Source organism: Vagococcus luciliae (genome assembly GCF_024637875.1).
GTDB classification, from domain to species: Bacteria; Bacillota; Bacilli; order Lactobacillales; family Vagococcaceae; genus Vagococcus; species Vagococcus luciliae.
The window spans coordinates 851762-865610 of record NZ_CP102451.1; the positions used below are offsets into that span (position 1 = coordinate 851762).

Annotated in this window: 12 protein-coding genes; 9 read left to right on the forward strand and 3 right to left on the reverse strand. The window is 33.5% G+C overall.

The features are described 5' to 3' along the window. Positions 1–7: 7 nt before the first annotated feature. From G314FT_RS04430 to G314FT_RS04440, 3 genes are read left to right on the forward strand one after another with little or no spacing between them, the layout of a single operon-like run. The gene (locus G314FT_RS04430) at positions 8–718 is read left to right on the forward strand and encodes a ThuA domain-containing protein (protein ID WP_257702234.1); all 711 of its coding nucleotides are present in this window, start codon (positions 8–10) and stop codon (positions 716–718) included. Positions 719–735: 17 nt separating this feature from the next. Further along, positions 736–1704: a sugar phosphate isomerase/epimerase family protein gene (locus G314FT_RS04435; protein ID WP_257702235.1), complete on the forward strand. Its 969-nt coding sequence runs from the start codon at positions 736–738 to the stop codon at positions 1702–1704. 11 nt (positions 1705–1715) lie between these two features. Next, positions 1716–2738, forward strand: a complete 1023-nt coding sequence (locus G314FT_RS04440; RefSeq protein WP_257702236.1) for a Gfo/Idh/MocA family protein — start codon at positions 1716–1718, stop codon at positions 2736–2738. 41 nt (positions 2739–2779) lie between these two features. On the opposite strand, the gene G314FT_RS04445 is transcribed toward G314FT_RS04440, so the two are convergent. Then, positions 2780–3733 carry a LacI family DNA-binding transcriptional regulator gene (locus G314FT_RS04445; protein ID WP_257702237.1) on the reverse strand — a complete coding sequence of 318 codons (954 nt, stop codon included), beginning with the start codon at positions 3731–3733 and terminating at the stop codon, positions 2780–2782. Positions 3734–3914: 181 nt separating this feature from the next. Between G314FT_RS04445 and G314FT_RS04450 the strand changes: the two genes are divergently transcribed. From G314FT_RS04450 to G314FT_RS04475, 6 genes are all read left to right on the forward strand, one after another. Next, complete coding sequence (locus G314FT_RS04450) at positions 3915–5576, forward strand: alpha-glucosidase (RefSeq protein WP_257702238.1); 1662 nt, start codon at positions 3915–3917, stop codon at positions 5574–5576. Positions 5577–5599: 23 nt separating this feature from the next. After that, positions 5600–7369 (forward strand): glycoside hydrolase family 13 protein, encoded by a 1770-nt coding sequence (locus G314FT_RS04455; RefSeq protein WP_257702239.1) that lies wholly within the window; start codon positions 5600–5602, stop codon positions 7367–7369. An 81-nt stretch (positions 7370–7450) separates the two neighbouring features. Further along, on the forward strand, positions 7451–8710 hold the full coding sequence (locus G314FT_RS04460; protein WP_257702240.1) for an extracellular solute-binding protein: 1260 nt from the start codon (positions 7451–7453) through the stop codon (positions 8708–8710). Positions 8711–8783: 73 nt separating this feature from the next. Further along, positions 8784–10085, forward strand: coding sequence for a carbohydrate ABC transporter permease (locus G314FT_RS04465; RefSeq protein ID WP_257702241.1), 1302 nt, complete (start codon positions 8784–8786; stop codon positions 10083–10085). Between the two features lie 2 nt (positions 10086–10087). Further along, positions 10088–10936: a sugar ABC transporter permease gene (locus G314FT_RS04470; RefSeq protein WP_257702242.1), complete on the forward strand. Its 849-nt coding sequence runs from the start codon at positions 10088–10090 to the stop codon at positions 10934–10936. An 8-nt stretch (positions 10937–10944) separates the two neighbouring features. Then, positions 10945–11754 (forward strand): hypothetical protein, encoded by an 810-nt coding sequence (locus tag G314FT_RS04475; RefSeq protein WP_257702243.1) that lies wholly within the window; start codon positions 10945–10947, stop codon positions 11752–11754. A gap of 18 nt (positions 11755–11772) precedes the next feature. On the opposite strand, the gene G314FT_RS04480 is transcribed toward G314FT_RS04475, so the two are convergent. Both G314FT_RS04480 and G314FT_RS04485 read right to left on the reverse strand, forming a co-directional pair. Next, positions 11773–13104 (reverse strand): sensor histidine kinase, encoded by a 1332-nt coding sequence (locus tag G314FT_RS04480; RefSeq protein ID WP_257702244.1) that lies wholly within the window; start codon positions 13102–13104, stop codon positions 11773–11775. Next, positions 13101–13784, reverse strand: coding sequence for a response regulator transcription factor (locus G314FT_RS04485; protein WP_257702245.1), 684 nt, complete (start codon positions 13782–13784; stop codon positions 13101–13103). The genes G314FT_RS04480 and G314FT_RS04485 overlap by 4 nt, the downstream gene beginning before the upstream one ends. Positions 13785–13849 lie beyond the last annotated feature (65 nt).

The following is a 13849-nucleotide window of genomic DNA, read 5'->3' on the forward strand; positions in this document are numbered from 1 at the left end:
TGGAAAAATGATTCACGTAACAGTATGGAATGAATACAGACATGAGAAGACAGATGAAGCTGTACAAGAGGTTTACCCAAAAGGTATCCATGAACAATTAGCCTCTTTTTTAAAAGAAGAGTTTGACGTTAAAACAGCGACACTTGATGAGCCAGAACATGGTTTAACAGAAGATGTACTGAACAACACAGATGTATTGGTTTGGTGGGGACATATTGCTCATGATGAAGTGAGTGATGAAATTGTTCAACGTGTGCATCAACGTGTCCTACAAGGTATGGGATTGATTGTACTCCATTCAGGACATATGTCTAAAATTTTTATGTCGTTAATGGGAACGTCATGTGATTTAAAGTGGCGTGAAGCAGATGAAACCTGTCGTATTTGGAACGTAAACCCGAGCCATCCAATCGTAGAAGGGGTTGGCGAGTACATTGAGTTAGAAAAAGAAGAGATGTATGGTGAACACTTCGACATCCCAGCTCCTGATGAATTGATTTTTGTGAATTGGTATAAAGGTGGCGAAGTATTTAGAGGTGGCTGTACGTTTAGACGTGGAAACGGTAAAATTTTCTATTTCCAACCTGGGCATGAAACGTATCCATCATATTACAACGAACAAGTTCAACTAGTGATTAAAAATGCAGTGAAGTGGTGTAATCCAATTGATAGCACCTACCCAACATATGGACATCATGAACCATTAGAAGAGTTATAAAAAAGGAGGAAACAAACATGAAATTAGGCGTTTTTACCCCATTATTTAACAATTTATCATTTGATGAGATGATTGAAAAAGTAGCAGAACAAGGCTTACAAATGGTTGAAATCGGAACAGGTGGGTCTCCAGGAAGTGCTCACTGTGATGTGGATGCGTTACTGGCCAGTAGTGATAAACGAAAAGAATACCAAGCAAAATTAAATGATAAAGGATTAGAAATTAGTGCCTTTAGTGCACATCATAATCCTATTTCACCAAAACCAGCAGAAGCAAAAGAAGCAGACGAACTATTAAGAAAAACAATTAAGTTGGCATCTCTAATGAATGTGCCAGTGGTAAATGGATTCTCTGGTGTTGGTGGAGGAAACGAAACAGATACATCTGTGAACTGGCCTGTTTTACCATGGCCAACAGATTACACAGATATCTACCATTATCAGTGGGAGAATAAATTAATCCCTTATTGGAAAGATATTAACAACGAGTGTCAAGCAGCTGGTGTAAAAATCGGGATTGAACTTCATGGTGGCTTTTTAGCTCATACACCATACACTATGTTGAAATTACGTGATGCAGCTGGGGACAACATTGGGTGCAACTTGGATCCGTCTCATCTATGGTGGCAAGGAATTGAACCAGTTGGTGCGATTAAAATCTTAGGAAAAGAAAATGCGATTCATCATTTCCATGCAAAAGATACTTACCTAGACCAAGATAATATGAACATGTATGGTGTGACAGATATGCAACCTTATACAAACGTTCAATCAAGAGCATGGACATTTAGATCAGTAGGATGTGGTCATAGTTTACAAGATTGGTCAGATATAGTTAGCGCGTTGCGTTTATATGGTTACGATTATGTACTAAGTATTGAGCATGAAGATCCATTGATGTCAATTGATGAAGGATTCTCTCGTGCAGTGACGAATCTTAAGTCAATCATGATTCATGATAAACCAACTGACATGTGGTGGGCATAGGAGGTCGTCAAATGCTTAATATAGGAATTATTGGTTATGGTGGTATGGGAAGCTATCACCACCGTGAATTAATAAAAAAAGAAGATGGTGTGCAAGTTGTCGGGGCGTATGATATAAAGAAGGAACGTTTGGACGCAGCAAAGAATGCAGGACTAACAATTTATGAATCATTAAGTGATTTGTTATCAGATAAGACAATTGACGCAGTATTAATTGCGACACCTAATGATGTGCATAAAGAGCTGGCTATTCAAGCGATGACGAGTGGAAAACATGTTGTTTGTGAGAAACCAGCAATGATGTCAACAAAAGAATTAGATGATGCCATTAAAGTATCAAATGAAACGGGTCAAGTGTTTATGGTGCATCAAAACAGACGCTGGGATAATGACTTTTTAATCATTCAAGATATGTATCAAAAGAAACCGATTGGTGAGTTATTTCAAATTGAGTCACGTGTTCATGGTGCGAATGGTATTCCAGGAGATTGGCGTCATTTAGAAAAACACGGTGGTGGCATGTTGCTTGATTGGGGTGTTCACTTACTGGATCAACTTCTTTTTATGGTAGACAGTCCAGTGAAAGAGGTATCGGCTGATTTAAGCTACATCTTGGGTGACGAAGTAGATGATGGCTTTATTGCTTACATTACTTTTGAAAATGGTATCAAAGCATTAGTTGAAGTTGGTACAACTAATTTTGTGAAATTACCACGTTGGTATGTCAAAGGCCTTGAAGGAACGGCTATTATTGATGATTGGGATTTGTCGGGTAAAATAGTGAAACAAACCGGAGTGATTGATCATCACAATTTAGTGCCAATTAAAGCAGGACAAGGATTAACTAAAACAATGTCCCCACCTTCAGAAGATGCGACTAAAATTTTACCAATCGTTGGAGTTGAGGCAGATTATGATGGATTTTATCGAAACTTCTATGATGTCGTTGTTAATAATGCAACGCCAATTGTAAAAAATGACGAAGTTAGAAATGTCTTAGCACTGATTGAAAGAATATTTGAGGTGGCGAAATAAGAGAGTAACAAACAGGATGAAATTTTCCTGTTTGTTACTCTCTATTTATTGATTGTCGTGCCTCTAACAATCAAGGTTGGTTCAAAGAGTTCATTTCCTTGAGGAGCTCCATTTTGTTTGATTTTGTTTAATATCATCGTTGCACAAGCCATTCCCATTTCGATGACTGGCTGTTTTACAGTTGTTAGTTGAGGATGGGCTATTTGATCTAAGAACACACCATCATACCCAATGACACCATAGTTCTCTGGCAGTTTTTCTCCATTTGATTGAATGCCTCTTTCTATTCCAATAGCTAATCTATCTGAGCTACAAATAAAAGCCGTTTTTTTAGGGAAACGATTTAGATTTTTAGTAATAAACTCGTAACTGTACCTAGAGCGATTGTCGAAACGGTAGATTTTAGGTACCATTTTGTATTTTTGCATAGTATTGATGTATCCTGCCTCACGAGAATATTCAAATGATTCTTTTACATCAATCCCGATATAAACAATATTGGTATATCCAGAATCTATCGCATGTTGAGTTGCATAAGATGTACCTAAAGCATTGTCAGTATCAACATAATCATACCCATATCGGTTTTCTCCAAACAAGACAAACGGTTTTTCAAGTCGTTCAATCCACTCTGCATGCTTTTCCCTCATACCAGTGATAATATAGCCGTCACTTTGTCCTAAGTCAAAACTATTCTGTGTAATCAATTGGAGAGAGTATTGATGTTGATCGAGTGTTTTTGATATGCCCATCAAGAGGTTCATATAGTAGGGTTCAGTTGTATCAATTTCTTCTAAAATAAAAAATTTTATAATTTGAGTTTTGTTATTTACAAGTGCTTTAGCAGCAGCATTAGGCTTATAATTTAAGTCTTTCATGGCTTGGAAAACAAGCTCTTTTAGTTCATCAGTGACTTTTTCAGGATGATTGATAACTCTTGAAACTGTCATTTTTGAGACATTGGCTTTTCGTGCTACATCAGATAATGTTACCATTAAAATCCTCCGTTTCTTTGTAAAAATTCTCTTACTTTAATTATACCTGTATTCGTATAATTTTCATCATAATATTTAAAGTATTTAATGAATATAACAATAATGTTAACGCTAACACTATTTTAAAGCTTGTATGTTAAGGTAACATTTTCTAGACTGAGGATAGATAAGGAGGGAGAGTATGAACGAGTTTTGGTGGCAGGAAGCAATTATTTATCAGATTTATCCTAAAAGTTATAAAGACAGTAACCAAGATGGTATAGGAGATATTCAGGGAATTATTTCATCTCTTGATTACATTCAAAATCTAGGAATCAATACTATATGGTTAAATCCGATATTCATTTCACCTCAAATTGATAACGGTTACGATATCTCAAATTATTATGCGATTGATGATATTTTTGGCACTCTGGAAGAGGTTGAAAAGTTAATTGATGAAGCACATAAACGTGATATTAAAATTATTTTTGATTTGGTATTAAATCACACTTCATCACAACATCCTTGGTTCCAAGAAGCCCTAAAAGGAAAAAATAATATGTATCGTGATTACTATCTATGGTCGGAACCATCAGATGATGGCAGTGTTCCGAATAATTGGGCTTCATTTTTTGGTGGTTCGGTCTGGGAAAAGGACGAATCAAGCAATCAATATTATTTTCATTTGTTTGATAAAGAGATGCCAGATTTAAACTGGGAAAATTTGGAAGTACAAAAAGCGATGCTAGATATCGCTAAGTATTGGCTTGATAAAGGAATAGATGGATTTCGATTAGATGCATTCATTCATATTGCAAAAGATGACTTTGGTAAACAAATGGTTACTAAGGAGAAACAACCTGTTATAGCTGAAGAGTATTATGCCAATTTACCAGATGTTAAACCATTATTAAGTCAATTTGTAAAAGAATTAAAGCAAATAAAACCTGATATTTTTATCCTCGGGGAAGCAGCTTCAGCCTCTCCTAGCAAGGCATTAGATTATATGTCGGAAGATTTGTGTGGCGCCATTATTTCATTTGATCATTTTAGAGAATTACCTCTAAACGAAGAAGTAATAAAATCAACACACAAAACCCATCAGTTAGACCACAAAGCGTTCAAAAAATCTCTGATTGACTGGCAACAAACACTGACAGGAGAAAAATACCCAACACTTTATTGGAATAATCATGATATGCCAAGGGTTGTATCGAGATTTGGTGAAGTCAATCATTACAGAAATGAGAGCGCAAAATCTTTAGCGACAGCGATGTATTTATTGAAAGGCATTCCTATTATTTACTATGGTGAAGAAATAGGCATAAAAAATTTAGATGTTACATCAATAGACTTTTTTGAAGATAAAGATGTTGTTTCTAACTATGAAAAATTAATCCAACAAGGCGAAAATCCTGAGAGCGCTTTATTTATTGTTTCTAATCAACATAAAGAAGTTAGCCGAGGTGGTATGCAGTGGAATGCAACAGATTTTTCTAACTTTTCAACAGTTGCTCCTTGGAATGCTGTTAACAAAGAAAAAATATTTAACGTTTATGAGCAAGAAAGAGATCAAGAGAGCATTTTAGCTCATTATAGAAAACTAATTCAATTAAAAAAACAACCTGTTTTTCAAACTGGAGAGGTCATATGGCTTGATTCGCCACCTGAAGTCATTGCTTACAAAAGAGTAACAGAGAGTGAGGAGATGGTTGTTATTGCTAATATCTCAGATAAACGATTTGATAACATGGCAGGTTTATTTACAGCAAATACTTGTTCAAGCGTTTTATTAGGAAATCGTACGTGTGTAGATAAGGGGACCATAGAACCGTATGATTTTGTAGTATTTAAGAAATAAATTGATTAAATGGAGGAAATGATTTGGAAAAAGCAGCTTTATATCATAGACCAGAAAGTGAATATGCTTATTTATATGATAAGGACACGATGCATATTCGTTTACGCACAAAAAGAGACGATGTTTTAAGAGTTCAGCTAATAAGTGGAGACCCATATTTAATTCATGAAACAAATTGGTATAACTCGTCAGAAGAGATGAAAGTTATTGCTCAAACTGAGGAGTACGATTATTGGTTTATAGAAAAAACAGCTGACTTTAAACGATTGCAATATGCCTTTGAGTTATCGGATGGCAAAGAAAAAGTATTTTATGGTGATAGAGGGATTTTTGAATTAAACGAGCAAACACGCATGAAAGCAGAAAACTATTTTAGATTACCTTATTTCCATGACATTGATAGGGTCAAAACACCAGAGTGGGTAAAAGAAACAGTATGGTATCAAATATTCCCAGAAAGATTTGCCAATGGCGATCCGAGTAATGATCCTGACGGAGTTCTATCATGGGGATCTAAACTTCCAGGTAGAGATGATTTCTTTGGTGGAGACCTACAAGGTGTTATTGATAACTTGGATCATTTGGTAGATTTAGGTATTAATGGTATTTATTTCTGTCCAATTTTTAAAGCTAGCTCAAATCATAAGTATGACACGATTGATTATTTTGATATTGATCCTAATTTTGGAACAAAAGAATTATTTAGGGAGCTTGTAGAAAAAGCCCATGAAAAAGGGATTAAGGTTATGTTAGATGCTGTGTTTAACCATACAGGCTATTACTCAAAAGAATGGTTAGATGTGGTTGAGAATGGTGAAAAGTCACAATATAAAGATTGGTTCCACATTAATCGTTATCCAGTTAAATTTGGAGAGAATGGTAATTTTGAAGGAGCAACAACAATTGCCTATGATACATTTGCCTTTACTCCAAGAATGCCTAAGTTAAATACAGCAAATCCTGATGTTAGAAAGTACTTATTAGATATTGCGACTTACTGGATTAGAGAATTTGATATTGATGCATGGCGATTGGACGTAGCAAATGAAGTGGATCACCATTTTTGGAAATCATTTTATGCTGAAACAACTGCATTAAAAGAAGATTTTTATATTCTAGGCGAGATTTGGCATTCGTCTCAAAGTTGGTTAAACGGCGATGAGTTTCATGCGGTGATGAATTATGCCTATACTGAAACGATTATTAACTATTTTATTAAGAAAGATATTAGCTCGACTAAATTAGCTAGTGGGTTGTTTGATCAACTGATGCTTTATAGAGAACAAACGAATCAAGTGATGTTTAACTGTCTTGATTCACATGATACAACAAGGTTATTAACACTATGTGAAGGTGATAAAGAGTTAGCAAAAATGACATTAGCCTTTACCTTTTTACAACAAGGATCACCGTGTATTTATTATGGAACAGAGTATGCAATGGAGGGTGAAAATGATCCGGATTGTCGTCGTTGTATGATTTGGGATGAAAAAGATCAAGATCTTGATTTTTACGAATTTGTCAAAAAATTAATTGCGTTACGACACTCAGAACAACCGTTATTGAGTTATGGTGTGCTAGATTTCACAGTATTAGATAATCAAAAAAATATCGTAGGATTTAGTAGACGTTATGATGAACAAACATTGCAAGCTGTTTTCAATAATGGAACCGAAGAATGCTCTATTGAAAAAATAGATGAGGTGTTATTGAGTCAGAAGACTGTTGTAGAAGGAGATAGGATGATTATTAAACCTAAAGGATTCATCGTGTATAAAAAATGTTACCGATAACAATAAAAAAGCGTTTGCAATAAGTTGTGTAACAACATAATCTAAGAATGTAGTTAGTTGAAATATAGGGGGATAATTTAGATGAATAAGATGAAAAAAATCGGATTAGGCTTATTAACTTTAAGTGCAGTAGTGGCTTTAACTGCGTGTGGTGGGAGTAAAACAAGTAAAAAGGAAACGGAAAGTAGTAGTGACACACTGACAGTCTCAGTGGATAAAGGGTATATCAAGTATCTAGAAAAAGTTAAAGGTGACTTTGAAAAAGAGAATGATATTAAGATTAAATTAGTTGAGAAAGACATGTTTGATCAATTGGATGCGTTATCTTTAGATGGTCCTGCTGGAAAAGCACCTGATGTTATGATGTCAGCATATGATCGCTTAGGGCCATTAGGACAACAAGGACATATTGCAGAAGTTAAGTTATCTGAAGATAGTCATTACAATGATAAAGATAAACAACAAGTAACAGTTGATGGAAAATATTATGGGTCACCAGCCGTTATTGAAACGTTGATTATGTATTACAACAAAGCATTAATTGATGAAGCGCCAACAACTTTTGAACAATTAGAAGAAATGTCTAAAGATGATAAATTTGCGTTCGAAGGTGAAAAAGGAAAAAATGTTGCGTTTTTAGCAAAATGGACAGATTTCTATAGTGCATATGGTTTATTAGCAGGATATGGTGGATATGTATTTGGTGACAATGGAACAAATCCTGAAGATGTTGGTTTAGCAAGTAAAGGTTCTATTGAGGGAATCGAATATGCGACTAAATGGTACCAAGATGTTTGGCCTAAAGGAATGATGGATATTAAGAGTGCTGGAGATTTCATCGATAACCAATTTATCAATGGGAAAACAGCTGTTGTAATCAACGGACCATGGGCAGCGCAAGGGTATACAGAATCAAATGTAGATTATGGTGCAGCAAAAATTGCCAAGTTACCTAATGGAAAAGATTACGAACCATTTGGTGGAGGAAAAGCTTGGGTAGTAAGTAACTATTCAAAAAATAAAGAATTAAGTCAAAAATTTGTTGATTACTTAACGAATGTAGATAATCAAAAAGTATTTTACGATATGACAAAAGAAGTACCAGCTAACAATGAAGCAAGAGAATATGCTAAAACAAAAAATGACTCTATCACAACTGCTGTAATTGAGCAGTATGAATCTGCAAGTCCAATGCCAAATATTCCTGAAATGGCTGAAGTTTGGGCAGGAGGAGAAAACTTAATGTTTGATGCAGCATCTGGAGAAATGACTCCTAAAGAAGCTGCTGAAGCGGCTGTTAAAATTATTAATGATAATATTTCACAAAAATACAGTGAATAGGCAATGACTAATATAAACAGCGAAAGAGATTCTTTTGCTGTTTTATTTATACTAATGAAGGTAGGGGAGAGCCATGAAGGATGAAGAAAAGCAGTCTACAGTAAAAAAAGCAATGTTATTGTCATTGATACCTGGTTTAGGCCAATTTTATAACAAACAGGTATTTAAAGGTATTATATTCTTAATTATTTTTGTGTTGTTTGTTTTCGAATTTATATTTTTTGGTTTTAGTGCACTTCAAGGATTTATTACATTAGGAACTGAACCTATAGTGGATCATTCATTATTTATGTTAATTGAAGGAACATTACAGTTAATTATTACTTTATTATTCTTTGTTTTTTATTTTTTGAATTTAAAAGATGCTAAGACGATTGCCACTCGTTGGCAAAAAGGAGAAAAAGTTAATACAACAGCAAAATCAATTATTCTAAATGTTTTTGACGAGGGATTTCCATACGTTTTAACGTTACCTGCTTATATCGTGATGACTATTTCGATTATTTTTCCAGTTTTGGTAACCTTGTTCATGGCATTTACAAATTATGATTTTAAACATATTCCACCAGCAGGTTTAATTGACTGGGTTGGTTTTAAAAACTTTTTTAGTATTTTCTTTTTGAGTTCTTACAGAGAAACATTTGTTTCTGTTTTAGGTTGGACACTTATCTGGACTATTTGTGCCTCAACGTTACAAATTGTTTTGGGTGTTGCGACAGCAGTAATTAGTAATCAGCCATTTATAAAAGGAAAGCGTCTATTTGGTGTCATTTTCCTATTACCATGGGCAGTACCGGCATTTATCACAATTATGAGTTTTTCAAATATTTTTAATGATAGTATCGGGGCAATCAACACACAAATTTTACCATTATTAAATCATTTACCGTTGATTGATATTTCTCCTATAGCATGGAAAACAGACCCATTTTGGACAAAAACAGCCATTATTATGATACAAGGGTGGTTGGGATTCCCATATATTTACGTTATGACAACAGGTATCCTACAATCAATACCTGGTGAATTATACGAAGCAGCAAAAATAGATGGCGCAAATGCTTTACAACGTTTTAGAACGATTACATTACCAATGATTTTATTCGTAGCAGCTCCAATTTTTGTCACACAATATACTGGTAACTTTAATAATTTCTCTATGATTTATTTGTTCAATAATGGAGGACCAGGAAGTGTTGGTGGGGGAGCTGGATCAACAGATATCCTAATTTCTTGGATTTATAAACTAACAACAGGAAATGCACCACAATATTCTGTTGCAGCAGCGATTACATTGATTATTTCATTTATTGTTATTAGTGTGTCACTTATCGTATTTAAGAAAACAAAAGCCTTTGATATGGAGGGAATGTAAAAATGAAGACAAATCATTCAGTTAAGCGAGCTAGATTTTTAAGTCATTTCTTTACCTATCTTTTCTTAATAATATTGTCAATTATTGTTATATATCCTCTGTTGATTACAGCTAGTACGGCATTTAAAACAGGGAATGTTGGGGCATTTACATTAGATTTTTCTAGCGATTGGACATTATCTAATTTCTCTAGATTATTTTCAGAGACAATGTATGGTACATGGTATAAAAACACACTAATTATTGCAGTTTCCACTATGTTCTTTCAAGTGCTGATTATAACATTAGCAGGATACACATACAGTCGATATCGTTTTGTCGGAAGAAAGAAAAGTTTGAAATTCTTTTTAGTAATTCAGATGGTACCAACTATGGCAGCTTTAACAGCCTTCTACGTTATGGCACTTTTGTTAAATGCATTAGATCAACCATGGTTTTTAACATTGATTTACATCGGTGGAGGAATCCCTATGAATACATGGTTAATGAAAGGTTATTTTGATACTGTACCAATTGATTTGGATGAATCAGCTAAGTTAGATGGAGCAGGCCATTTTAGAATCTTTTGGCAAATTATTTTACCTCTTGTGAAACCAATGATTGCAGTTCAAGCATTGTGGGCATTTATGGGACCATTTGGAGACTTTATGTTAGCTAAATTCTTACTAAGAAGCCCAGAAAGTATTACAGTAGCAGTTGGGCTACAAACATTTATCAATAATTCAAGAGATCAAAAAATCGCACTATTTTCAGCTGGAGCAATATTAATTGCTTTACCAATTTCTATTTTATTCTTCTTCTTACAAAAGAATTTTGTGTCAGGTTTACTATCAGGTGGAACGAAAGGATGATTTAACTTATGATAGAAGACAAATTTCCAATGAACTATTTTAAAATGTCGTTCAGTCCTAAAAAAATGTTTTTAGGTAGAGATTCTTTACGTTGGTATCAAAAAATGGTGATTGTGTTCTTTTTACTGTCATTGATGTTGATTCCAATTTCAATCCAATCAAAAAATGTCCCTTCTATTAAATTAGATGCGCTATACCCAAAATTAGTACAGCAACTAAAAACTGAGCCATCTAACAAAGAGTTACTTAAAGAAATTTCTATTGTGGATGGAAAATTAATAGGCAAATCAAGTGACATTAAAAGTAGCAATATCATTATAAATCCTGAAAAAACAGATCAAGCATCATTAAAAAATAACGTCGTTTTCTTCCCAAATAGATTAGAGCTAGTTGATGGGGAAAAAACAATAAAAATAGCATACGATGAAGATCTGACGATACATAGAATAGCGTCAATGGAAGAATTTATTTCTTTTGTTGAGGAGAATTGGAATGAACAAACTGTTTTCTATCGAACAATCGGTTACACCTTTTTAATTGGCATGTTGGTATTAGTGAGTAGTGTGTTTCTAATTTTTGGAACCAGTTTTTTCATCTATTTAACTAGAAAAAATGATTTATCTAGTATCAAAACTTACCGTGAAGCAACCAATTTAGTGATGAATGCGTTATTCATCCCAACATTAGTATCAGCTATTTTTGGTATGTTTCACTATGATGTTTCATTGATGCTAACTATACAAGCACTAGGGTTAGCCATTATTATTTTACTGATTTTTGTAAAAACAAAATTTAATGATAAGCTAGTAACAGCATAAATAAAAACCAAAACATGATTAGTGTTTTGGTTTTTTTACATGCATTAATGGCAATCGAAAGGTGAATGACACACCAACAGGGGTAAGATTTTTGGCTTGTATATTCCCCCCATGTTCTTCAATAATTTGCTTAGCAATGGATAATCCTAAACCATTTCCACCAGTTTCTTTGTTTCTTGAATCATCTTCACGGTAAAATCTAGTGAAAATATGATTTAACTTATCTTCATTAATGTGTGGTCCGGAATTTTTAATTGAAACTTCCCATTGTTTTTTATTGGTAATAGAGGAAGTAACAGTAATAGAATCCCCAGTTTTTGTATATTTAAAGGCATTGTCTAATAAAATTAGCAATACTTGATGAAGTTTTGCTACATCTATATCGGCGTTAAATGACTTATTTTCTTTAAATATTAATTGTTTTTCTTGTTCTTCAGCGAGTAATTGAAAGGGATCCAATACTTTATGGATAAATGTATTGGTATCGATTGTTTCTTTATCAAGGATTAAAGTATTAGAATCTCCCTTAGCTAAAAGAAGTAAGTCACTTGTCAGTTTGGTAAGTCGCTGTGCTTCATTTAGAGCTTGAGCAATAGTTTCAGATTCATCAATTATTGTATTATTTGGGTGCGTAAATAATTTTTCCAAATTTAAACGAATAATTGTCAAAGGAGTTCGTAATTCGTGAGAGGCATTTTCAACAAACTCTTGTTGTTTTTTCCATGATTTTAATATAGGTTTCATCGCGAAATCAGATAATCCGTAACTGATGACTAAAGATAGAATCCAAAAAATAAACATACAAATTAAAATAATCAGACGAGATTGTTTAACTGCTTCATCTATTTGATTAACATTGACTAGTACTTGAATATAGGCTATGTTCAAGTTATTTTCACTTGGAGAGATGGTAATACTACGAAATGAAAAGTTAGAGTCATTATTTTTATTCTTCAAAGATAGAGTAGAAATAATATCGGTATTTTTTTTATCTAGTGTAGGTTCTTCTAAATTCTCTAACCTATCTTTTACCGAAGAGTCATTTAAAATTTTTCCATTTTTATCCCACAGAACAACGACTGTATTAAACTGATTATTTGGCCCATCAAAATTAAATTTTGGGGTTCCAATAGGGCTGTCTTTTCCATCTTTATTTAACATTCTGATTTCTCTGTCTAATAGACTGGGATCACTAGCCATTCTTTCTAAAGTAGAATCGGTTTCTGTATAAGCAGAGTATTGGATGACTTGAATAGTGATAAAAGATAGTAGAGAAAATATAACGGCAAAAGCGCCACAGTTAATAAGGAAAAATCTTAAACGTTGTTTTTTTGATGCAGTTGACTTCATAGCGTTTCCTCTTTTTGTAAGATGTAACCAACATTTCGGATAGTAGATAGTTGTTTGTTTAGATTAGTTTCTTTCAAATGTTTTCTTAAATGACTCATATAGACTTCCACTACAGACAATGCTGTATCAGAGTCATAGCCCCAGATACGATTAAAAATTTGTTCTTTCGTTAGAATAATTCCTTTATTTTGTAAAAGATAAACGAGCAAATCATATTCTTTTCCTTGTATAGGTAAAATATCATCTTTATATTTCACTTCTCTTTGCATTAATAAACAAGTTAAATCTCCGTAATTAAGTGTATTATCTTCGTACAACTCAAACGTTCGTTTTAAAATAGCCTTACTTCTCATCAGTAATTCTTCACGGTGAAATGGCTTAGTTAAATAATCATCTGCACCGACTTCAAACCCTTCAAGTTTGTTATCAAGGCTATCTTTAGCGGTTAAAATTAAAATAGGTATGTTATTCTTATCATTTCTTAATTTTTTTAAAATAGATAGTCCATCCATGTTTGGAAGCATTAAATCGAGAATAACAAAGTCATATTCACCAGACTCGACCTCATACAGTGCTTCATCACCATCGTATACTTGTGTAACTTTTCCTAGTTCAACTAAAATATCTTTAATATGTTGGGAAATTTCTTTTTCATCTTCTATAACCAATATGTTTATCATAGTGTCACTCCTTTATGTACACTTCTTTTGTACATTAAATAAGAAAAAAAAACAAATAATAACTA